Here is a 22,717-nt window from a genome sequence, read left to right as displayed (position 1 = left end):
ACAAGAAGGTTATAGGAACAAGCTAAGACGGAAAGTAGTGCTAGGACCTAGGACCTAGGACCTAGCCATTAAAAGCTTGAACCTAGGTCATTTCCATACCTTAATATCCCTTAAAAAGATAAGAGTCCACTATTTATGACCCCAAGGTACTGGAGGTAGAGCAACCGGCTTAGTCAGATCGAAATCGACTCTAAAGTCACGATTTTCACGGGTTAAGCGGTAGGTAAATTCTTGAGGCTTAACATACATATGCCAAACGTTAGTCACCGACACATCTAAACCATTTTCTCTAAAGTTGTTAATCGAGTAAGCATCAACAGGAAAAGACTGCTCAGTGTCGCTGCCCATATCAGCAGTCATTCCGCCGTACATAGTCACCTTGTCCTCAGTGCCATCTTGATGGCGATGATCATGTGCAAGGTGCAACCCATAAGGCGTTTTAGTGATCACCCAGGTACGAGAGTGGTCGTCACCTACGTGGAATGGCACTTTAAGTACAGTATCACTGCATTCACGCACATGCATGATAAGCTCTTTGCCACTAAACGCCGAATCTGCGGTATTGCCCGCAGTCACAGTACCTGCAAACGCTTTACCACAGTGCGCTGCGAGGTTATCGAAAAAAGCATTCTGTTCAACTGTGGTGGCCATTGCTGGTACTGCAAAGCTAGCAGCCACTAACGCGAGGCCTGAGTATTTTATTGTTTTCATTATTATCTCCGATGATTTGTGACTAACACTATCACAAAGAGATAAATTTTAACTGAAGCAATTTGCTTTGATTAAATAGAAGAAAAGCCCCTCAGCCAAACATAATACTGAGGGGAAGGTTGCAGGATAAAACAAAAATTTTGAGCCGGACAAATCAGTCTATCTCGAAGCTAACTAATTGTTATTTTGTTAGCTTCGAGACTCTTTTCAATCTTAAAACGCCATTACACTTTCTCAACACGGATCGGAATACCATGACGGCAGTTTGCCCCAGTCCAGTAGTCATTAAGCATACTTGCAGATTGTTTACGAGTAGGATCTGATGGGATCATTTGATTAATCGCAACGCCACCGGCACGCTCTTTTAGCGCAGCTAGCTTTTCACCATTAATCACCCGGTCATCACCACCAAAACCCTGTGAATGACCAAAACCATGGGATACACACACTGCGCCTGGCGCGACGCCAAAGTCAGTTTGCAACAATCCCTCAGCAGGTTTGCCATTCGCTGTTACCAGCCTTACAGTATCGCCGTCTTTTAAGTTTTGCTGCTTGGCTGTTTCTTCATGCATAAACACAAAATTGGTTGGGCTAATCTCTGCTATACGCTTATACGCTACAGCATAGTTTGAACGCACTGTAGCCTTGTAACTTGAGAACAGCAACGGATACTCAGCTGCAGGCCAGTGGCTTTCCCAACTATCACCATTCCAGAACCTATGCTCATGATAAGTTATCGTGCCCGGATAGCGCTCACCAGAATAGGCATGACGTAACTGGGCAACTGCCTCATGATAAAGCTGCAAACACTTAGGGCCTGCTCCTTTAATAAAATCACCGTCATAACGTTCATCTGCCACGTAATAACCACCGCGCGATAATAACGCCTCAACTTCAGCGGCTTCATTAGCATTAAGCCTAGGTGTTAACGGTTTCATTGCGTATGAAAGCCCAGCCCAATGTCTATCTTCAGCAGTTACTGTCGGCAAGTTTTCACACTGCGCAGCCACGTTCGCCAAATACTTAGCATGCCAATCTTCAAAACAAAGCAAATCAGCTTTTGTGCCATCTTCATGGGCAATCGCACCTTGACCAAAGCCAGCTAACTGCATATCGAGTGCTATATCGACTAATAGCTGCTCCATGCATACATGCTGTCCAGCGGCATTTTTTTCGGTTCTTGGAGTAACAAGTGGCGCAGCGGCCACCACACCTAACATATGCGAGCCCCACATTCTATCTGCTGCATATTCTTCAAGCATGGAACGGTCTGGAATAAAGTAATCGGCGTAACGGTTCGTCTCATTCATATGGCAATCAATGCCAATAATCAGAGGTAGACGCTTAGGATCTGCAATACTTGCTACGACCTCTTGGCTAATCGATGCCGCGCTATAGAGGAAGTTATTACGCCAATTAAATAACACTTTGGCCTGATAAGGATCGTTATTAGCATGGCTAGTCCATTGCTCTGCAGCATTCATTGCAGGCAAAACCTCATGCCAAGGTGTGCTAGCAGGATAAGGGTTTTGCCCTTTAGCTAGTTTTTGTTTGTACTCAGTTGATGACTCATAAGCGCCATCACGACAAGCATTGACTACGCCGTCAAGGCTGACACCGTTATCGATATTGGCTAAATCGTAGCGCCCTTCCATACCGCCTATTGGGCCATTACCGTAAATTGCACCGCCTTTAGCGTCATGACTGCCGACTAAGGTATTTAAAGTCGCCCAGATCCAGCCCATTACAAAACCGTCTGAAGAATTAGTGCCACCATTACCTGCAACACAGGCCTTACGACCATATTTTCCTAAGTCTTGTGCCACTTGGCGCATCGCATCAACACTAATGCCAGATTTCGCTGCATACTGTTTCATACTCGTACGCTGAGCTTCAGCTCTTAATAGGTAAAGAGAAGACGCCAAATGCACTTTTTTACCGCGACTATCTTTAAGGGTTTTACTGACAAATAACTCAGCTTTATCACCGCTTTCAGCAGAGACCACGCTATTGCTGCCAGCTTTTACAATAATGGCTTCATCATCACCTAAACCAAAGTCCTTAGCCTTAGCAAAACGGCGATAATCAGGATGATTAGGATCAGTAATAACCAAATGCCCCGCATTGGTATAGTTTAGTTCGCCAGCGGCTTTAGCCGCTTTTTCACTCGCACCTTCAAGGTGAACTCTATTAAACCAGCCCTCTTCTAACATGGTACGAATAACACCAAAAGAAAATGCGGCATCTTGGCCCGGCTTAACAGCTAACCAAGTGGCATTAGTATCTGCTGCCACTGTGGTACGAAGCAATGGGTCGACACACACATACTTAAACTTTCTATCAACACGGCTATCAGCAAGGCCGCGGCCAACACGGTTAAGACTAACCCCTGAAGATCCTGGGCTAGTTCCCATAAATAAACCGTACTCGACGTTTTCCCAGTCAACATCATTAAGCCATTCTTCAAAGCCAGCGGCCATGCCTAGGCTATAGCCTGTTGCCTGCGCAGCGCCGCAATACGCATGTTTCGTACCCAAATTGCTTGTGCCCCAAGCCTGCTGCATAAAACGAGCATAAAAACTGCCACGCAATGTATCTTCGGCGCAATAAGTTGCAAATAGATGGTTGGCCGCGCTACCAAATTCAGGGAAACCTGGTTTAGCTGGCTTATCGAGCTGGCGCAAACTACGCAAGCCCTCAACATGACCTTCACCAAACAGATCACCACCTTGTAAAATTTCCTGTAAGGCTTGCTCATAACTAATCGTGATCCAACGACCTTCACCCCGTTTTCCATCACGCTTAAGCACTTGAGTCACTCTTCGCTGATCATCAACAGAGTCTGCACAACTTGCACCTTTAGCACAGGTGGTCGCTCGGTTCTCTAGGCCTTTTTCGCCTGCTAATGCTATATAGCTTTGCTTAACGCTAGTTTCGATTGGTAATGGAGAGCCAGAGTTATTCTCACAATAAGGGTTGCCGCCCACCTTTAGCACTTTGTCATTCTTGTCATCAATACGTACACGTAAGCCACAAATATTGTAGCAACTAAAACAACGAGAATACGCGGTACGTATGCCAGGTGTGAGCTGCCAATCACCCTTAGTGTCTTGCTGGCATTCAGCCGGAATAGGATGGCCAAAGCAACTCACATCTTGACTGCGGCTTGGATGAATTGGAGAGCTTTTATCACTGCAGCCTACTGTTGCAGCAGCCACAGAAACAACGCCTGCTTGAGTTAAAAATTTACGTCTGTCCATTGTCAGCTCCTAGCGTTGCCATTCAAGAAAGTTAAGAGACAAAATCTGTTTGTCCTGCGGTTGTTCAGGCAAACCTATGTAGAAAATATTTGGCTTTGTCCCTTCAGCAGCCAACATGGCATATACCTTATTGTCGCGAACAAGTTTCGACACAGTACTAGTGGGATCATTCAGGTCGCCAAAGTTACGCGCTTCACCAATACAGGTTTCAACACATGCAGGCAGTAAACCAGCCGATGTACGATGAATACAGAAATTGCACTTCTCAGGTGGTGAGTTAAAGGTGTCGTCTTTACGGCGAGCGCCATAAGGGCATGCATCAACACATAGTTGGCAATGAATACATTCATCATGGTTAATCACTACGATGCCGTCTTCTTCGCGTTTATAAGTCGCCTCTACAGGGCAAACATAAACACAAGCAGGGTTATCACACTGATTACATTGGTTAGGTACCGCCAGTGTCGCAAAGCCAGTTGATGTTTCAATGGCAGCTTGATTCACCCGAGTACGACAACGCCCTGCATCAGTTTGGTTTTCCATAGCGCAAGACACTGTGCAAGATAGACACCCAGTGCAACGGCGAACATCAAACACCATCGCTAACCTTTTACCAGAAGTTTTAGCTTGAAGTTGAGCACTGGGGATCAGCGTTAACATTGCACCACCAGCAGCCATTTTTAATATGGACCGTCTATCCAACATATTTATTCCTTATTATAAAAGTGACTAATATTAATTTACTCACTTATAAAATCTTTATATTTAAAATACACTCAAAAACACAAAAATATAAACAACGACATAATCTAACAAACGAATATCAACTAGAGGTCACAATAAGAAAATAATTTGAAATTTTATGAAATAAAATTGGAAGGTAGATTTTCAGGCATTTATTTATCCAGAATATATATGCAACAAAACGTATCAACACTATTACCCTGATAAAACACAAACACAACAGTAGATATATATACAAATAAAAACAATAAGATACAGTAACTCCGGGCATTACAGGTATTTTTAGCTATATCGATAAATACTCTTTAGCTATTGAGTTTAAAGATCATATATATATCAACTGCAAATATCACATTCTGATATTTGCTAATCTTAATATGTAAAACACGAGACATATATCAAAGTTACAAAAATAAGCTTATTAAAAATGTGACATATAACACTGCACATTATAACTCTTATATAGATTATAGAATTTAATTATTGCAGCAGGCATTTGTCATGAACAAAATAGACCTATTAAATTACAACCAATTAAAAGTCTTTATTGCTATATATGAACACGGACAAAGCCATCAGGCTGCAAATGAATTAGGTATGACAGCTTCTGGTGTAAGCAGAACACTTAAAATATTAAGAGATATATTTAAAGACTCTCTCTTTATAAGACGTTGTTCAGGTTTTGTTGCCACAGAAAAAACTCACCAACTGATCCCAATGGCTAAAAGTTTAGTAGAACAATATCAAAAAATTGAAATGCAGCATTCGGTATTTACACCAGCTGAATCTGGCGGGCAATTTGTAATTCATGCCTACGATGAGTTTGTCTACGCAGTGCAGAAAGTCGTGCGTGAAGATATCTTAAATGAAGCGCCAAATCTAAGATTTGATGTCAGAGTACTCACTCATGATTGCACTACGGCACTGGCTAATGGCGACATGGACTTTGTGGTGGTGTACGAAGGTTTCAATGGTAAAAACCTAAACTACGAAATGTTTAGCGAAACCGATAGCCTATATATACTTGCCAAGCGCAATCATCCCGTTTTAAGCCAAGCAATTACTCTCGAAAACCTCTCTCGCTATCCCTGCTTAGAAATCGATAACTACGATGATCTTAGTTGCCCACTATTAGTCAACTTATGTCGAGAGAAAGACTTATGCATGGATGTTGAAGGTTATACCGACAGTTTAGCCTCAGCTATGCGCCTTTTAAGCGAAAGTGATGCAATAACTCTGAGCTGTAATCAATTCACCCGTCAATTCGTCAACATGCTACCGGGGATTGATTACGTCAAATTGCCAGACGAGTTAGCGCAAAAATGCCGAACTCGCCGTAGAGAAAATCGCGAGATTGGTAACTATGTGTTATTTGGCAATACCAACCATTCGGCCGCATTTAATTGGGTCAAATCAAAACTCATTTGCGGACTAGAAAGAGAGTGGCGTCTAGCAAGTGAAGACTAGCGTCGTTAGTTAAATCCATAGGGAAGTCGAACTTAGATCGATGAGAGATCATGAGTTTGCAGTTATAGGAGTTTTACCAGAAAAACGTGTGTAACCGAGTGAGCGTTTGCTACGCCTGAAGCAAGCCAACTCACAGAGCAATATCAATGTCGTACTTGCTACAAAAATAAATAGTGAATCAACACTATCAAGATGGGGAAAACATATGAAAATTAACAGACGCACCTTCCTGCAGGGAGTTGGAGCGAGTTCTGTTGTCGGCTCCTTGTCTGGCTTAATGCCAGGCATTGCCAATGCAACTGAACGTGGCGGTGCACCAGACAAGATGCTGAAACGCGAAGGTAAAATCGTTTATCACACTTGTCAGCGAAACTGTGCCGACCGTTGCCTGCTGAAGTTTACTGTACAAAATGGCCGTATGACTTACGTCGAAGGCGCATCCGAGATGAAAAAAATGGGTACATCTCCTTGCGTTAAAGGTCATGCCTACGTGCAGTACACTTATGCAGCCGATCGTATTTTGCATCCAATGGAACGTGCCGGAGCAAAAGGTGAAGGTAAATGGCGCCGTATTAGCTGGGACGAGGCCTATGCCAAAATCTCTAGCCGTTTACAACAGATCATCAAGGAGCATGGCGCTGACTCCATTTTGCCATACAGCTACTCGGGTCACGAAGGTGTTATTGGTAAATACGGCGGACCAAGCCGTTTTTTTAACGCTGTAGGTGCTCGTAAGCTCGATCGTAAAGTGTGTGTTTTCGCGGCTTATGAAGGTTTGAAGTCTGTCACTGGTACTTATCAAGGACCCGATCCATACGACAACATTTACACCAATTGCTATATCTCTTGGGGCCAAAACGAAACAGCCACTAACGTTCACGGTATTAAGTTTATTAACCAAGCTCGTGATAACGGTGCCAAGTTATTAGTCGTTAACCCTATGCGCACACCCATTGCGTCGCAAGCAGATATCTGGCTACAACCTAAGCCAAGTACCGATACTCACTTGGCGACAGGTATCATGAAATACCTCATCGATAATGATTTAGCAGATATGGCGTTTATTGAAGCCAATACACTTGGCTATCAAGATCTGCTCAAACGTATTGATGAAATGAGCTATGACGAGATCGAACAAGTTACCGGCGTACCAAGAGAGAAAATGTTCGAGTTTGCCAAAGTGTATGGTGAGTCAGAGTTATCAGTCATTCGTTTAGGCTACGGTATGCAGCGTAACTATAACGGTGCTCGTATGTCTCGCGCCATCGCCATGATGCACGCCGTCGCGGGTCAATACGGTAAGATTGGTAACGGCTTTATCTATGATAATACCCAAGCCGATGACAGCCTTAACTACTCAAAAGGCCGTGCAGACCATATTCACCCTAATGGCGACACTGTTGGTCATGTCAACATGACTGAAATCGCTAAAGCAATCCATCCAACTAACCCAACCGCTTACGGTAAGCCTATTAAGCCAATTAAGGCTGTGATCAACTACAACGGTAACTTTGTCTCTGTTGCGCCGGACTCAAATGCTTGTCGCTTAGGCGCAATGCGTGATGATTTATTCCTAGTAGTGCACGACTTCTTGATGACAGATACCGCAGAACTTGCCGACATCATTGTGCCATCAACTACCCAGTTTGAGTTCCCAGATATGGGTACTGACTACAACTGCTACCACATGCAAACTTCTGAAAAAGTGATTGAGCCTTTAGGTGAATCTAAAGATAACTGGATCTTCTTTAAAGAGTTAGCGGCGCATATGGGACTGGATTATCACCCAGAGATGCGCGTTGATTACGAACAGATCTTACGTGACTTCTTAGACACTGAAGAGCCCGCATTTAAACACAATAACATCACTTACGAGCAGATCATTAAAGACAAGTTTGTCACCGTCTATGACCAACGCCCTTACTTTGGTGATGGTAAATATAAAACTGATAGCGGCAAGATCGAGTTCTACTCACAAATGATGAAAGATGCTGGCTACCATCCAGTTATTGACTTCGGCTTGCCTGAAGACGAGATGATCCCTGAAGAGAAGACGTTGCCGTTCCGTATGTTATCACCCGCGATCCCGCAGCGTGCTAACAGCTCTTTCTACAACGTTAAGTACATCCGTAACTTCCCAGCATATTTGGCCAAGATCAATACCGAAGATGCAAAAGAGTTAGGCATTAAAAACAACGACCGAGTCAGACTCAGTAACCATCGTGGCGAAGCATTCTTTACTGCGCAAGTTTCTGGACAAGTTGGCCGTGGCACCGTTATGGCACCAAAAAACAACTGGCGCCGAATGGATCCTTACGGTAAAGCGAGCTGCACCAACAACCTGACCACCGACAAATTGACCGATATGGGCGGGTGTTCAGCCTACCACTCGACCAATGTCGCGCTAGAAAAAGCCTAAGGAGTAGATAATGACTATGAACAAAAGAGTAGGCTTTGTCTTCAGACAAGAAAACTGCGTCGGTTGTGGTGCCTGTACTGTTGCCTGCCAAATTCACAATGAGCTACCAGAGAACCATCGATTCCGTAAGGTTGATCGCTATGAAGTTAAGCGCGATGACGGTGCAGTAGATGTGTGGCTATCGCACTCATGTATGCATTGTGAAAACCCTGCTTGCTTAATGGTTTGTCCTGCAAAGGCCTACCACGTCAGAGACGACGGTATTGTGGTGTTAGATCGTGAAAAGTGCACAGGTTGCGGCCTATGTGCCAGTGCCTGCCCATACTCGGCAGTGAGCATTCGTGAAGACGATGGCAAGGCAGATAAGTGCAATATGTGCGTTGAATTACTCGATCGTGGCATGCAGCCAGCCTGTGTTACTGGTTGTCCTGTTGAGTGTATCAAAATCGGCAATATTGACGAAGTGCTTAAGAAACCATCAGCCAGTAAGCAAGGCATTGGATACGGCGACTGCATCACAAAACCTAACATGGTGATTATTAAGGAACGCGCATAATGACAAACCAATATGGTCCGATGGCAACGGCGTACTTTGCCTTTAAATCAATGATCTTCTTTCCATCAGAAGCTGAAGCATTGCAAGGGTTAATCACTTATCTAGAGTCAAATAACCCGCAAAGCCCACTGTTGGTTGAGGCGAATAAATTCATTGATGACGCATCTGAGTTGGAGTTTGACTTCAATCGAATGTGCATTGGGCCATATAAGTTGTTGGTTGCCCCTTATGAAGGGATATACCGCAGCGGTAACCATGTCATAAACACAGATGAAACCGTTGAAGTCGCCGATTTCTATCAGCAAATAGGTTTAGTCATTGATGACAAATTCAATGAGCCAGCTGATTTTATCGGTAATGAACTGGAGTTTCTTTACTGTGTGCACGCCCTTGCAAGTGAGCAGCGACAAGCCAATAACCTCGATGCTGCTAACGAACTAGACGCTATAGCTGATGAGTTTGTTAATAAGCACCTTGGTGTATGGATTAATCCTTTCTGTGAAGGCATTAAACAACACGCTCAACATGATTTTTGGCGTGAGTTTGCTGTTGAGCTGCAACTTTTTATCACTAAACAACTGCATGAGTAGGCGTCAACCAACGACCTATTACATTTCAGGATCTGGCTTTAACCACAGCACCAACAAATATGCTGTGTAGCCAAAAGAGGCGAATAACATCGCCAAAGGAGTGACCTATGAACAGAGCAATAAAATGGTTAAGTTTTATTGTGCTTGGCCTGTTTGTCTCAACTGCCGCAATGGCTGAAGAGGCAAGCTTGCAACCACAACAATGGCAGCCAATTAAAGTTGAAGCCATTGCTGGTGACATACCAGAGTTACGCGGTATGCCAACTCAGGCGCAGCTACAACTACCAACTGCAATACCTGAAGATGCCAATGAAACCGTGCTTGGCTATTTGGGCGCAACCGATACCATCGCATTTTTAGTCTACGCCAGCTTATTTGCTGTCATCGGCCTGTTTATCATTTTCATCATAGTTAATGGTATTTCACGCTTAGACGAAGGCTTTTCTGGCAAGTTAATTAAGCGTTGGTCAGGTTTGAGTATCAGCGTGCATTGGCTGGGTGCTATTGCTTGCATGCTACTTATCCTCACTGGATTAGTGCTAGCAGGTGGCCGCTTATACTTTGAGCCGAGTATGAATCAATCAGGCTGGGCATCACTGGTCGGTTTATCAAGCGGCTTGCATGAGCTAATGGCATTCCCGTTCATCTTAGGTTACGTGTTGATGATCTTAATGTGGGCGCCAAAGCAAATTCCGGCTAGCTACGATATTAAGTGGTTTGCTGTATTGGGTGGCTACCTAAATACTGGCAAGAAGCATCACCCAGATGCAGGCTTTGCCAATGCGGGTGAAAAACTATGGTTTTGGGTATTCGCCCTATTTGGCGGACTGATGGTGGTATCAGGACTAACTATGATGTTCCCAGAGACATTTGTGGTCACCAAAAATACCGCTAACACCATGCTATTAGTGCACATTATCTCTACCGTTATCATCAGTGCATTCTCTGTCGTACATATCTTTATGGCGACTGTAATGTCTGAGGGTGGCATGTCAAATATGACCTCGGGTTACTGCGATGAGAACTGGGCTAAACAGCACCATAATCTTTGGTTCAAAGAGCTAAAGCAACAAGCTTAAAGCGAATCCAAACATAACGCTTCACCCGCCCATCAGCGTAAATGCTGATGGGCACAGCAACTAATCATATTTAATCGCACTGCACCAACTCTAGTCCTTAGAGAGGGCGACTTGTTGCAGCCAAAAGATAGGGAAATACACTAATGCACACATTCAAATCACTCATAGCTGCGGCCGTTAGTCTTTGCTGCATAAACGCTTACGCTAGCGACGCAACCACAGCGGAGCTAGAAGCGCGCATCGCCAAACTAGAAAATAATACCGCACCATCACAGTTCAAAAATAGCCAAGTCAGCTTGTATGGCTCTATTCGCCCAACCTTGAGCTACCTAGATGATAGCCAAGATAAAACTTGGGATGTGCGCGATGCACTTTCTCGCGTTGGCATTAAAGCCAGTACTGAGTTTGCTGACGGCTGGACTGCAATAGCTCAAGGCGAATGGAGTGTCGATATAGCCAACTCGGGTAATTTTGGTAAAGCCCGCCAAGCCTACGCTGCGATTGCATCACCTTATGGTCAAGTGGGGATTGGTAAGCAACGTCCAGCTCAGTACACTTTAGTGGCTGAATATGTTGATATCTTCAATCATGGCAACAGCCCATACGCTTACGACCATGAAAGCCCATTTTTCGTCGATAACTTTGTTACTTACCAACTAGTCACTGGCGATTTTACTTGGATGGCCGGCGCACAATTTGATGGCGACAACGGTGATGATGCGACTGATATGGTCAACCTTGGTGTGGGTTACGATATCGACCAGCTACACATTGGTTTAGGTTATGTCACGCAAAATACGACCGATGTACAAAATATAGAAGGTGACGATAAAACGATTGGTGGCGTGGTGGCCTATACCTTTAGTAATGATCTCTACCTTGCGATTAGTTACCAAGACAAACAGTATAACTATGACACTGGCAGCATGAATAAAGCTCGCAGTGGTAGCACTTTAGATACCGCTTTAGCCTATCCAATTTTTGATGACTACAAAATTAAGTTAGGTTATTTCCAGTTTAAAGATGGTATCAATGATATCACCTCATCCGATTACAACGGTTTTAATACCACGCTAGAGTGGAATCCAATCGACAACGTACGTGTGCACCTCGAATATCTAGACAAAAGCTTTGATAATCGTGACGACGACCATGCCGTTACTATCGGCTTTAGATACGACTTTAACCTAACTTGGCAAGGCTAACTAAGTAAAAAGCTCTACTTATCAGCCGCATATTTAATGCGGCTGAATTATCTAATATAGAGAGAGCTGAAAGGCTAAACATCGCGTATAATCGCGCGACATTTTTCTGTATCACTAAAAGCTCCCCCTCTAATGAGTAAGTACACAGTACCAACCTTCTCGCTCGCAATGTTACATCCCAAATATTGGTGCGTGTTATTAATCATTAGCGTTAGCTACCTTTGCAGCCTATTGCCCTACGCGATTCAAATTCGTTTAGGCAAACTACTCGGCCGCATTGTACTTAGCTTTATGAAGCGTCGCACCCGCACTATCAAGCGTAATCTTGAGCTGTGTTTTCCTGACATGACAAACACCGAGCGTGAAAAGTTAACCAAACAGAATATTGAAAATACAGGCTTGGCATTACTTGAAACAGGTATGGCTTGGTTTTGGTCTAATGAGCGCATTGCTAAACACACCACAGTGGTTGGCATGGAGCATATCGACAAGCTAAAAGCTGAAGGACGTGGTGCACTGCTGATTGCCGTGCATTCACTCAACCTTGAGTTAAGTGGCCGGGCATTTGGCCAATATGCACAGGGCATGGCGGTATACCGCCCAAACAATAATCCGTGTTTTGATTACTTTCAGTTGAAAGGCCGCTCTCAGGGTGGTCATACGCTGATCCATCGCAAAAACGTTAAGTTTATGCTTGAGGCGCTTAATGATGGTGCCTTTATGTGGTACGCACCGGATCATGATTACGGCCGTCGTCGCTCCACTTTCGCGCCGCTATTTGCGGTAGAAAATGCTTGTACAACAACGGGAACTAGCCTGTTAGCGGACAATACTAACTGCGCCATCGTGCCTGTGGTTTTTGTACGTGATAACGATAACGGTCACTACACCTTAACCATTAAAGAGCCAATGATAGATGAGTTTCCTAAGGGGGATGAACATGCTGGCGCCTGCTTTATCAATAAGATTGTTGAAGAGTCTATTATGGCTAAGCCGAGCCAATATATGTGGCTACATAGACGCTTTAAGAATCGTCCAGATGGCGAAGCATCCCTTTATTAATGCTCGGGCTTTACGCTAATCAAACCAAGCTGCGGTTTTCTCAGCGGCTTGGTTTTTTACACCATCATCAACATACATAGACACCATCGCTAGTGCAGCGGCTAGAGCACCCAAGTCATCAGAGAACCCCATAATTGGCGTTAAGTCCGGTATCGCATCAATCGGTGAAATAAAATAGGCTAGCGCGCCGAAGATGACCGTTTTAGCCCATTTAGGCGTGTCAGGACGCTTAGCCGCATAATACAAGCACAAAGCATTATCGATCACTTCACGACCGGCTTTTTTAGCAAATAGTTTTACCTTCAGCCAAAAGCTCTCGTCGCTATATTCAATATTATCGTTTGTCTGTTGCGTCATTTTCGCACCCATAGAAAAGGGAATATCCATTAAGATATTCCCTTATTTTAGTTTATTTAGCTATAGCAATCTTGTCGCTAGCATTCCAAAAAAATAGCCTATTTACCTTTGATGTTTAGGCGTTGTACCCCAAGCATTCTTTTTAGGAGGACGTTTACCTGCTTGGCCCGGCTTACCCTGCCCTGACTTAGCTTGTCCGGATTGGCCATTCAGGCCTGACTTATTGCCACCAGCTTTACCGCCTGCCTTATTTGCGCCAGCTTTGTTAGCACCGGACTTGTTTTGCCCTGATTTATTTTGCCCTGACTTACCGTCCTCTTTACGATCATCAAATTGATCGCCGGAGAAACGGGTAAAGGCTTTTTTACCTTTACCGTCATCTTTAGTATTCAGCTTCTTCTTATTACGAATCGCCTCACGCTCTTGGCGAGATTCTGCAGGCACTAAGCAATTTGGACCATTACCAATCAGCTTCTCTTTACCCATGGCAATTAGCGCTTCACGGATCAGCGGCCAGCCCTCTGCATCATGGTAACGCAGTAAAGCTTTATGCAGCTTACGCTGACGGCCTTTCTTAGGCACTGAAACTTCTTCACTGGTATGTTTAACATTTTTCAGCGAGTTAAGCTCTGTGTGATAAATCGTGGTCGCATTTGCCATTGGCGATGGATAGAAATTTTGTACTTGATCGAGCTTAAACTTCTCGCCTTTTAACCATAACGCCAGGTTCACCATATCTTCATTGGTCGTGCCCGGATGCGCCGAAATAAAGTAAGGGATCAAATACTGCTTCTTACCCGCCTCTTGTGAGTACTTATCGAAAAGCTCTTTAAACTTGTTGTAAGTGCCCATGCCCGGTTTCATCATCTTGTTGAGCGGACCTTCTTCGGTATGCTCTGGGGCAATTTTTAAGTAACCGCCAACATGGTGGGTTGCCAGCTCTTTCACGTAACGCGGATCTTCTGTGGCTAAGTCATAACGCACACCAGACGCAATCAGTACCTTTTTAATACCCGGTACGTCACGCGCTGCGCGGTACAGGTCAATAGTTGCTTGATGATCAGTGTCTAAATGGCCACAAATCGATGGGAACACACAAGATAAACGGCGACAGGTACTCTCGGCTTTTACGCTAGTACAGCCTAAACGATACATGTTGGCCGTAGGGCCACCCAAGTCAGAAATTACCCCGGTAAAGCCCGGCACTTTATCTTGAATATCTTTAATTTCTTTCACGATCGAGTCTTGCGAGCGACTCTGAATAATGCGTCCTTCATGCTCGGTAATAGAGCAGAACGAACAGCCACCAAAGCAACCGCGCATGATATTGATCGAGGTCTTAATCATGTCGTAAGCTGGAATTTTCTCTTTACCGTACGATGGATGCGGAACGCGCTGATAAGCAAGATCAAACACACCATCCATTTCATCGGTATTTAGTGGCCACGCAGGCGGGTTAACCCAAATCGCACGCTCAGCATGCTTTTGAAACAGCGCACGAGCACAGCCTGGGTTTTGCTCTTGGTGCAAAATACGTGATGCGTGGGCATAGAGATATTTATCTTCAGACACCTTCTCGTAACTAGGCAACAAGACATAGGTTTTTTCCCATGGCTTGGGTCTAGCTGGCTGAACACTAACCGCCTTTGGCGCGTCATTATCAAAAATCTTTTCATCCGTAGGCCCAGACAGGTTTTTACAACCTACGTCATCGGCGCCATACGGGTTTGGAATTGGATCGATCTTATGCAGCTGATCAATCTTACGCGAGTCCATACCCTTCCATTCAGGTAATGGCTCTTTACGAATGACTGTAGTACCGCGGATATTGTGTAATTCCGCTATTGGCTCACCTGCCGCTAAACGATGCGACAGTTCTACCAAAGGACGCTCGGCATTACCGTAAACTAAGATGTCGGCTTTAGCGTCTAAAATCACGCTGCGGCGCACTTTGTCAGACCAGTAATCGTAATGGGCAATGCGGCGTAAACTGGCTTCAATACCACCAATCACCACTGGTACTTGCTTAAAGGCTTCTTTACAGCGCTGGGTATACACGGTTACCGCGCGATCAGGACGTTTGCCACCGATATTGCCCGCGGTGTAAGCATCATCATGACGCATACGACGCTCAGCGGTATAACGGTTAATCATCGAGTCCATGTTACCGGCGGTCACACCAAAGTAGAGGTTAGGCTTACCTAACTTCATAAAGTCTTCTTTGTTTGACCAATCTGGCTGAGAAATAATCCCCACTCTGAAGCCTTGAGCTTCGAGCATGCGGCCAATCACCGCCATACCAAAGCTTGGATGATCCACGTAGGCATCGCCTGTGACGATAATGATGTCACAACTATCCCAGCCTAACTTGGCCATCTCTTTACGAGACATAGGCAAAAAAGGCGCTGGGCGCGTGAGCTCAGGGCGATACTTTGGAAAGGTAAATAACGTGGATTCTACTTGCATGGATTAGGCAGCCTAACTGAAATACAAAAATTACGCAGATATTGCGCCCCAATAGCTCTCACATCGGGGACGCGGAGTATAACAGGCTACGCCTGCAAGGTGTGACTAAAAAAGCATCAGATTGATGCTTTTTTTAGTATAGACCTTTATCCCATAATTTGGCTGTGGGTATTAATGGGCAGGGCTTTGAGGCTTTTTAGGCGTAATCAATACGGTAACCTAAAGCATCATAATAAACGAAAACAAGTTTACTAGGGCTAAACCAATAATCACCGCCCAAGTTAATAACATGCCCCAAAAACGGCCGATATGATACCCCCCCTTTCCTTGGGTTAAACCTACAGCATGCAGTACGCGGGCAACCAACCAAATACAGCCAAACACATGCAATACTAGGTGATGGGTACCATTAGTTTCTGCAACTAGCAGCAACAACAAAGCAATCGGTGCATTTTCAAGTAAATTTGCATGCACTCTTTGGGCTAGCGTCAGCGACTCATTACCGGCATTACCTATGCCTATTTTGTGGGTACGTCTTAATTTAATTACTCGATAAGTTAGCGTAACGATAAGTAATGCTGTGAGGCTGATATACAGCCCTGATATAGCCAGTGACATGATTGTTTCCATTTAAATTGGTGTTTAACACCACAGCATTACAATTAACGAACATTATGTAAATAAATGGCAACTTTTTTGGCCCAAATAAGGTAAGATGCGCGGGTCAAATTATGGCGAATAAACGTCTGCGTCTAATACAACAATAACAACGCCCTAAACTACTGTTTAGATTAGATAAGAACTGTAATCACCTAAAGCGAACATGGTAGTGGATAATCAAGAATTTTTAGAAAAACGCCGCTTTATTATCAGACTTGGTAAAGCCCTGCATAAATTTGGCACACCGGCCTATCGTTTAGAAACTCACCTTCAGGGCGTATCTAATGTACTCGGTATTGAAGGTTATTTTTTAATTTCTCCTACCGCAATGACTTTTGTGTTGCAACATAATGAAGACCAAGAGTACAACCATGTTGCCAGAGTTAAGCCTGGTGATTTAGATTTAGGCGCACTTGCTCGCACCGACGAGTTAGTTGAAGAACTCATGTCTGGCCAGCGCACCCTTCAAGAAGCACTTGAGCGTTTAGAAGAGATAGCCAATAAACCTAACCCATATGGTACTAAGCTAACTTTGTTAGCTTTTGGTACTTCAGCTGGTGCATTTGCCATGCTCATGGGCACTAGTTGGAACGATGTGTTTTGGTCTGGCATGTTAGGCCTGATGGTTTATGGTTTAGTCTACCGCGCAGAACGCTCAAAACGCATGGCAGAAATGCTCGAACCCCTTGCCGCCATTTTATGTGCCACCCTTGCCTACGGTATTGCACAAATCGATCCATCTGTGAATATTCCTGTCATTATTCTATCGGGAATTATTATCTTTATTCCGGGCTTGGCCTTAACCTTAGGACTCGCTGAACTTGCGGCGCGTGACTTAATCTCCGGTACAGCAAGAGTGATGGACGCCTTTATGTTGCTGTTCAAACTCTACTTTGGTGTGATTTTGGGCATGGCAATTGGTAAAGCCCTATTTGGTGAAGTGACTTATTTACCTCCAGAATCCATACCCAAATGGGGAATATGGGCTGCTGTACCAATCCTTTCAACCGCACTAGTCATTATCTTTAAAGCGCGCTTAAAGGACTCTCCTTGGGGCATTATGGCCGGAATAGTGGCATTTTTCTCTGCTATGCTAGGTGGTATTTACTTTGGTGAGTCTATTGGGATTTTCTTTGGCGCTCTTGCCGTTGGGATCTACTCCAACTTGTTCGCTCGCTGGATGAAAGCGCCTGCTTCGATTGCGTTACTACAAGGCATTGTCATTTTGGTGCCTGGCAGTAAAACTTATATTGGCCTTAACACCTTAATTCTTGGTGAAACTATCTTTAACCAGTCACATTTGGGCATTCAAATCTTCTTAATCTTTATGTCGATTGTGGCTGGCTTAATCTTTGCCAACGTTGCCGTACCGCCGAGGCGCACCTTATAGCTGTTATAGCGATGAGCTAAATTGAAAAGAGCGCTTTAAGCGCTCTTTTCAATTCTAACATTTACTTTTTTGCTTAAGTAAAATCAGTGCGTTATTGCTTATCTAAACTATGCTTACCCTATAGAATACTTTTTCACCATCAGGTAAAAATAGGCACTAGTCAGGGAGGAAATCAGCATAATGAAGCGGGTTTGCAGTCTAATATTTGTTATTAGTTACAGCATCCATAGCGATGCGGCTTTTGCTGCTCCGAAAATACCTAAATCCACTAGTGATAAACTTGCCAGTTCACTAGAAAAAAAGCCCATCAAGAACATTGTTATAAAAAGTAACGATATCTTTGATCTCTCAGATCCTGAAACCTTCTTTATTCACCGCTGGGCTAACTACTTACATATTAATACTCGAGATAGTGTTATCCGCAATAAGCTCAGCTTTGGAGAAGGGCAAAGTGTAAGCCAAAAAGATCTTGATGAGATGCAACGTATTTTACGGGCAGAGCCTTATATACGCGATGCGAAAATCACTTACTCAGAACCAGCTCCCGATGCCGACCTAGCCGACGAAGGTCAAAATGTTTTAGTCGAGACTTGGGATAACTGGTCGTTACTACCGACATTTAACGCTAGCCGCAGCGGGGGTGAAAGTAAGTTCTCTGTCGGTATAAAAGAAGATAATTTATTTGGATATGGCGTTAGAACTCGATTTAAATACCAATCTAATGCCGACAGAACCGGTTATAAATTTGCGGTTGAGGCTCCGGTAAACTTTATCAAACACGCGACGATAGCAGCCGATTTTTACGATAATAGTGACGGTCATGCACAACATGTATATTTTGAAAAACCTTTCTATACCCTTGACGGTAATCACATGTATTCGGCTGAATATTTGAATGATTTACGTATCGACACCTTAAAGCAAAATGGCCAAGACATTAATGAATTTGAACACGCGGTTAGCTACAACAATGCTCGGCTAGGCTGGTTAATAGATAAAGATGAGCAACAGCTGTCGCGGATCATTATGGGAATAACCCAAGATCGCCATGAATTTAACCATGTCGACAATTATCCGACTTCAGAGTTACCCCAAGATAGAGATTTTCTTTATCCATGGCTGGCCTACCAATACATTCAAGATGACTTTAAAGTCCTACAAAATATTCACCTGATAAATTATAACGAAGACTTTAATTTAGGTTGGCAGCATTTTATTAAGCTAGGCATCGAAACCCGCGATCTCAATGACGACTCACCTATTGGCTACCATTTCAATTGGCAATCGAGTCGCGGTTATCAAGCAGATGAGCAACTGCTCTTGCTAGAAATGGATGCTGAAGGCGTATTTGCCACCAGTCAAAAAGATTTCTACCAACTAAATCTGGCCGCAGAATATTTCTATCAACTCGCGCCCAAATGGACCGCATACTCAAAACTAAGATTAAGCACTTCAAAAAATAATTACTTAGACAGACCATTTGCACTTGGCGATGAAACTGGCATTCGCGGCTACCCTAACGATTACCAATACGGTGATAATCAATGGGCTTTTACCGCTGAGCTGCGTAACTACCCAAATATTGATCTTTACCAACTAGCAGAATTAGGCTGGGCGGTATTCACTGATATTGGCCAAGCATTTGGCGGTAACGATAACAACAACGCTATCTCATCACCTATTGGCAGTTTTGGTATTGGTGCTAGGGTATACTCTTCAAAATCCAGCTATGGCAATGTTGCCCATATTGATTTAAGCGTGCCCTTTACCTCTGGGCCAGAGGTAAATAGTTGGGAATGGCGTTTTCAGGTGAAAAATCATTTTTGATGATATGGGCACAACAGATAAATCGACTCCTTTCGATTCATCAGCCTGCAGCTCTATGATAGCGAGCTAGAACTTATAATCTAAGGTCAAATAGATTTGTTGGCTATTATCGATATCAATGGCGTTTTCACTGTAGTCCTGCGCTAAGTAGCGATAGCCTAAATCGGACGATAGATTTTCAGTCCATTTATATTGCACACCCGCTTGTCCACCATAGACAAAGTCAGTTGAGGCTCGTCCAGCAATCTTATTGTCATTCGCACCGGCACTCACACCGACAAATAGATTTACATCTTTATGTACAGGTATTAGATAATCATAAGAAAGCAACCAGCTGTATTGCTCTTGCTTGTAGTCAGTATTGGCATCAGAGAACTCATCTTCCATATAGCCAAAAGTACCGGTGATCCTGTGCTGCTGTTCAATCAAAACCCCGATACGACCTTGATATGACATATCTTCAGTATCATGGTTAACACCACCATCGACTTTATCCATCTGGTAGCCCACTGCTGCACCAGCAAAGAAATCGACTTCAACGGCTTGTACACTGCCAACCATCAAACCAGAACACAATACACTCACTAGAATTGTTTTTGCTTTCATCATCGACCTCACTCTCAATTTAAATTTTATCGCTTACCAGTTGTAAGTGATGTTGAGGCTAGATTAACGATTTAAAGCCGATGGAAAAACTAGCGATTGGCAGTCAGTTTGTATCGAAAAACATGACAGTAAACCAACGAGATTTGCAGAATCAACAACTAAAGCTCATGCTAAAAAGAGATTTCAAATCAGCCTTAAGAGTATAAATTGGCAATTTTGAGCGGGAGTTAGTCAGCGTCTAAACTGTAAGGTGATTGTAATAAAAAGAACTTTAAAACGCTCCTTTAAGCTAATTCTGAAAGGTTGTAGTTCACAACCCTATGCCGACAACAGCAGCATTTTAATATCGCTATTTCTTATCGACAAAAGCCTCTATTTTGGCTTTAATCTCATTCTTCTGCTGTTTATCTTCTAGCTTATAAATACGTTTTATTTGCGACTTAATCATAGGATCTTGCACTGTCGAAACTGTATCAAAACCAGCGGTGACTTTCCCTAAACTTGAGGTCACTAATAAACCTTGAGCAAAATTAAAGTCATTCGAACCGCCATTCAAAATCAATAAGTAGCTTTGCCTAGGACGTGAATCAACAATAACAGAGTATTTATCAACACTTTCCCAGCCATCCATACGGAAATTATCAATCGAGTTAACTTGCTCAAGATCCGGGAAGGTATACATCGCATCACGCTCTTTATTGGCTTCGGTTGATGCACAACCGCTGAGCACCATAAGCACTATCACTAGCATCGTATTCAATAAACGCATAATTTATCTCCTGACAGTTTTACTTGAATGTAGCAGCTCGAACTTATTCCGCCAAAGTAATCTAAGCTCAATAGTAAGATCGCTCTAATCAATCAAATTATGCGAATGAAAAATACACCTCACAAGCATTAATGAGCATGCCCCTGTGAAAAGTTAATCATCATTACGCCAGCTGCTACCAGTACCATTCCGACCCAAGCCGTCATATCCAAATGTTCACGATAAAATAGTGCTGAGATTAATGTTACTGACACAATCGCTAAACCTGCCCATAAAGCATGTACCACACCAACTGGCATGCCCTTCATTGCTTGGCCTAAAAAAATAAACGCTGTGAGGTGACCTAAGATAACCAGTGCCGCAGGTAATGGCTTGCTAAAACCATCGGTGGCTTTTAATGCCACATGAGATAACACTTCCGCGACTACGCCCAATAAAAGAAAAATCCAGCTCATGCTATTACCTTGGTATTTGCTCTACAACGCCATGTTTGCAAAGAGGTTTAAATCAATACAGCTATTATATTCATCTGGCTAACATTGATAATCACCATAAAATACAAATGACTTTTACCCTTAGGTAATAATCTTTTTAAAGGCAATAAAAAAGCTGCCGTTACAGGCAGCTTTTAAGTCAGTATCTCAGCACAGAATCGCGTGTCCTTAATCGATGACTAGTCTATTTAGCCAAGTGCTCGGCATGAAAACACAGGTGGTTTTCGATAAAGCTAGAGATGAAGTAATAACTATGATCGAAACCTTCTTGCATGTTGAGTGTTAACGGATAGCCGCTTACCTTAGCTGCAGCCTCTAGCACTTCAGGCTTTAGCTGCTCGATAAGAAAATCATCAGCCTCACCTTGATCAACTAAAGCAGGCACAAACTCAGTAGCTTGCCGCATGAGTAAGCTAGCATCGTATTCAGCCCAAGTTGTGGTATCACGGCCTAAGTAAGCGGTGAATGCCTTTTTACCCCAAGGGCAATTAACTGGATTAACAATCGGGCTGAATGCTGATACAGACTGATAAGCCTGCGGATTGCGCATAGCAATCATTAATGCACCGTGACCGCCCATCGAGTGACCGGCAATAGAGCGTTTATCACTAACCGGGAACATAGATTCAATCAACTGTGGCAATTCATTTACCACATAGTCATACATACGGTAATGACGGTTCCATGGAGCTTGGGTCGCGTTAACGTAGAAACCAGCGCCCTTACCTAAATCGTAACCAGCATCGTCGGCAACATCGTCACCACGCGGGCTAGTATCAGGTGCGACAATCGCAATACCAAGCTCAGCAGCCATACGCTGTGCACCGGCTTTTTGCATAAAGTTTTCATCGGTACAGGTTAAGCCTGACAACCAATAAAGCACCGGTACTTTTTTACCATTTGACGCTTGAGGCGGTAAATAAACCGCAAATCGCATGGCGCAATTAAGGGTTGTAGACTGGTGGCTATATTGCTTATGCCAGCCGCCAAAGCTCTTATTTACACTGATATTTTCTACAGTCATGTAATACCGACTCCTAAAAACTTGTAACATC

19 protein-coding genes are annotated in these 22,717 nt (G+C 43.7%); 9 read left to right on the top strand and 10 right to left on the bottom strand.

The genetic code is table 11. From position 1 onward, the window contains the following. Positions 1-129 precede the first annotated feature (129 nt). From L2747_RS16200 to L2747_RS16190, 3 genes are all read right to left on the bottom strand, one after another. Positions 130-711, bottom strand: coding sequence for a hypothetical protein (locus L2747_RS16200; RefSeq protein WP_249000047.1), 582 nt, complete (start codon positions 709-711; stop codon positions 130-132). A gap of 224 nt (positions 712-935) precedes the next feature. Then, positions 936-3,971: a molybdopterin-dependent oxidoreductase gene (locus L2747_RS16195; protein ID WP_249000046.1), complete on the bottom strand. Its 3,036-nt coding sequence runs from the start codon at positions 3,969-3,971 to the stop codon at positions 936-938. A gap of 9 nt (positions 3,972-3,980) precedes the next feature. After that, positions 3,981-4,676 (bottom strand): 4Fe-4S dicluster domain-containing protein, encoded by a 696-nt coding sequence (locus L2747_RS16190; RefSeq protein WP_249000045.1) that lies wholly within the window; start codon positions 4,674-4,676, stop codon positions 3,981-3,983. A 540-nt stretch (positions 4,677-5,216) separates the two neighbouring features. Here L2747_RS16190 and L2747_RS16185 point away from each other — a divergent pair. The 7 genes from L2747_RS16185 (at position 5,217) to lpxL (ending at position 13,093) form a co-directional block, all read left to right on the top strand. Continuing rightward, positions 5,217-6,182, top strand: coding sequence for a LysR family transcriptional regulator (locus L2747_RS16185; RefSeq protein ID WP_249000044.1), 966 nt, complete (start codon positions 5,217-5,219; stop codon positions 6,180-6,182). Between the two features lie 205 nt (positions 6,183-6,387). Next, positions 6,388-8,601 (top strand): molybdopterin-dependent oxidoreductase, encoded by a 2,214-nt coding sequence (locus tag L2747_RS16180; protein WP_249000043.1) that lies wholly within the window; start codon positions 6,388-6,390, stop codon positions 8,599-8,601. A gap of 10 nt (positions 8,602-8,611) precedes the next feature. Further along, on the top strand, positions 8,612-9,157 hold the full coding sequence (locus tag L2747_RS16175) for a 4Fe-4S dicluster domain-containing protein (RefSeq protein ID WP_248471513.1): 546 nt from the start codon (positions 8,612-8,614) through the stop codon (positions 9,155-9,157). After that, the gene (locus L2747_RS16170; protein WP_249000042.1) at positions 9,157-9,747 is read left to right on the top strand and encodes a TorD/DmsD family molecular chaperone; all 591 of its coding nucleotides are present in this window, start codon (positions 9,157-9,159) and stop codon (positions 9,745-9,747) included. The genes L2747_RS16175 and L2747_RS16170 overlap by 1 nt, the downstream gene beginning before the upstream one ends. 107 nt (positions 9,748-9,854) lie before the next feature. After that, on the top strand, positions 9,855-10,826 hold the full coding sequence (locus tag L2747_RS16165; RefSeq protein WP_249000041.1) for a formate dehydrogenase subunit gamma: 972 nt from the start codon (positions 9,855-9,857) through the stop codon (positions 10,824-10,826). 143 nt (positions 10,827-10,969) lie between these two features. Next, positions 10,970-12,031: a porin gene (locus tag L2747_RS16160; RefSeq protein ID WP_249000040.1), complete on the top strand. Its 1,062-nt coding sequence runs from the start codon at positions 10,970-10,972 to the stop codon at positions 12,029-12,031. A gap of 132 nt (positions 12,032-12,163) precedes the next feature. Continuing rightward, the gene (gene lpxL / locus L2747_RS16155) at positions 12,164-13,093 is read left to right on the top strand and encodes an LpxL/LpxP family Kdo(2)-lipid IV(A) lauroyl/palmitoleoyl acyltransferase (protein ID WP_249000039.1); all 930 of its coding nucleotides are present in this window, start codon (positions 12,164-12,166) and stop codon (positions 13,091-13,093) included. Positions 13,094-13,108: 15 nt separating this feature from the next. On the opposite strand, the gene L2747_RS16150 is transcribed toward lpxL, so the two are convergent. From L2747_RS16150 to L2747_RS16140, 3 genes are all read right to left on the bottom strand, one after another. Beyond that, entirely contained in the window at positions 13,109-13,450 is a 342-nt protein-coding gene (locus tag L2747_RS16150; protein ID WP_220778428.1) for a YkvA family protein, read from the bottom strand. A gap of 102 nt (positions 13,451-13,552) precedes the next feature. After that, positions 13,553-15,916, bottom strand: coding sequence for a YgiQ family radical SAM protein (locus tag L2747_RS16145; protein WP_249000037.1), 2,364 nt, complete (start codon positions 15,914-15,916; stop codon positions 13,553-13,555). Positions 15,917-16,135: 219 nt separating this feature from the next. Beyond that, the gene (locus tag L2747_RS16140; protein WP_249000036.1) at positions 16,136-16,534 is read right to left on the bottom strand and encodes an MAPEG family protein; all 399 of its coding nucleotides are present in this window, start codon (positions 16,532-16,534) and stop codon (positions 16,136-16,138) included. A gap of 211 nt (positions 16,535-16,745) precedes the next feature. On the opposite strand from L2747_RS16140, the gene L2747_RS16135 reads away from it, so the two are divergent. Next, a complete protein-coding gene (locus L2747_RS16135; protein ID WP_249000035.1) occupies positions 16,746-17,966 on the top strand; it encodes a threonine/serine exporter family protein in 1,221 nt (406 codons plus the stop codon). Between the two features lie 180 nt (positions 17,967-18,146). After that, positions 18,147-19,793 carry a ShlB/FhaC/HecB family hemolysin secretion/activation protein gene (locus tag L2747_RS16130; protein ID WP_249000034.1) on the top strand — a complete coding sequence of 549 codons (1,647 nt, stop codon included), beginning with the start codon at positions 18,147-18,149 and terminating at the stop codon, positions 19,791-19,793. Between the two features lie 66 nt (positions 19,794-19,859). Here L2747_RS16130 and L2747_RS16125 read toward each other — a convergent pair whose 3' ends face one another. From L2747_RS16125 to fghA, 4 genes are all read right to left on the bottom strand, one after another. Continuing rightward, positions 19,860-20,402, bottom strand: a complete 543-nt coding sequence (locus tag L2747_RS16125; protein WP_249000033.1) for an outer membrane beta-barrel protein — start codon at positions 20,400-20,402, stop codon at positions 19,860-19,862. A 346-nt stretch (positions 20,403-20,748) separates the two neighbouring features. Beyond that, positions 20,749-21,168, bottom strand: a complete 420-nt coding sequence (locus L2747_RS16120; protein ID WP_249000032.1) for a DUF6491 family protein — start codon at positions 21,166-21,168, stop codon at positions 20,749-20,751. 128 nt (positions 21,169-21,296) lie between these two features. Next, positions 21,297-21,623, bottom strand: a complete 327-nt coding sequence (locus tag L2747_RS16115) for a DMT family transporter (RefSeq protein WP_220778443.1) — start codon at positions 21,621-21,623, stop codon at positions 21,297-21,299. 223 nt (positions 21,624-21,846) lie between these two features. Then, positions 21,847-22,686: an S-formylglutathione hydrolase gene (gene fghA, locus L2747_RS16110; RefSeq protein WP_249000031.1), complete on the bottom strand. Its 840-nt coding sequence runs from the start codon at positions 22,684-22,686 to the stop codon at positions 21,847-21,849. Positions 22,687-22,717: the final 31 nt, after the last annotated feature.

The sequence above is a fragment of the Shewanella marinintestina genome, from assembly GCF_023283845.1.
GTDB classification, from domain to species: domain Bacteria; phylum Pseudomonadota; class Gammaproteobacteria; order Enterobacterales; family Shewanellaceae; genus Shewanella; species Shewanella marinintestina.
Note: the sequence above shows the minus strand (reverse complement) of the source record. Positions and strands in the feature narration are given on the sequence as shown.

Coding starts and splice junctions, on each gene's coding strand:
- L2747_RS16200 (WP_249000047.1), bottom strand. CDS start 711: ATGAAAACAATAAAATACTCAGGCCTCGCGTTAGTGGCTGCTAGCTTT.
- L2747_RS16195 (WP_249000046.1), bottom strand. CDS start 3,971: ATGGACAGACGTAAATTTTTAACTCAAGCAGGCGTTGTTTCTGTGGCT.
- L2747_RS16190 (WP_249000045.1), bottom strand. CDS start 4,676: ATGTTGGATAGACGGTCCATATTAAAAATGGCTGCTGGTGGTGCAATG.
- L2747_RS16185 (WP_249000044.1), top strand. CDS start 5,217: ATGAACAAAATAGACCTATTAAATTACAACCAATTAAAAGTCTTTATT.
- L2747_RS16180 (WP_249000043.1), top strand. CDS start 6,388: ATGAAAATTAACAGACGCACCTTCCTGCAGGGAGTTGGAGCGAGTTCT.
- L2747_RS16175 (WP_248471513.1), top strand. CDS start 8,612: ATGACTATGAACAAAAGAGTAGGCTTTGTCTTCAGACAAGAAAACTGC.
- L2747_RS16170 (WP_249000042.1), top strand. CDS start 9,157: ATGACAAACCAATATGGTCCGATGGCAACGGCGTACTTTGCCTTTAAA.
- L2747_RS16165 (WP_249000041.1), top strand. CDS start 9,855: ATGAACAGAGCAATAAAATGGTTAAGTTTTATTGTGCTTGGCCTGTTT.
- L2747_RS16160 (WP_249000040.1), top strand. CDS start 10,970: ATGCACACATTCAAATCACTCATAGCTGCGGCCGTTAGTCTTTGCTGC.
- lpxL (WP_249000039.1), top strand. CDS start 12,164: ATGAGTAAGTACACAGTACCAACCTTCTCGCTCGCAATGTTACATCCC.
- L2747_RS16150 (WP_220778428.1), bottom strand. CDS start 13,450: ATGACGCAACAGACAAACGATAATATTGAATATAGCGACGAGAGCTTT.
- L2747_RS16145 (WP_249000037.1), bottom strand. CDS start 15,916: ATGCAAGTAGAATCCACGTTATTTACCTTTCCAAAGTATCGCCCTGAG.
- L2747_RS16140 (WP_249000036.1), bottom strand. CDS start 16,534: ATGTCACTGGCTATATCAGGGCTGTATATCAGCCTCACAGCATTACTT.
- L2747_RS16130 (WP_249000034.1), top strand. CDS start 18,147: ATGAAGCGGGTTTGCAGTCTAATATTTGTTATTAGTTACAGCATCCAT.
- L2747_RS16125 (WP_249000033.1), bottom strand. CDS start 20,402: ATGATGAAAGCAAAAACAATTCTAGTGAGTGTATTGTGTTCTGGTTTG.
- L2747_RS16120 (WP_249000032.1), bottom strand. CDS start 21,168: ATGCGTTTATTGAATACGATGCTAGTGATAGTGCTTATGGTGCTCAGC.
- L2747_RS16115 (WP_220778443.1), bottom strand. CDS start 21,623: ATGAGCTGGATTTTTCTTTTATTGGGCGTAGTCGCGGAAGTGTTATCT.
- fghA (WP_249000031.1), bottom strand. CDS start 22,686: ATGACTGTAGAAAATATCAGTGTAAATAAGAGCTTTGGCGGCTGGCAT.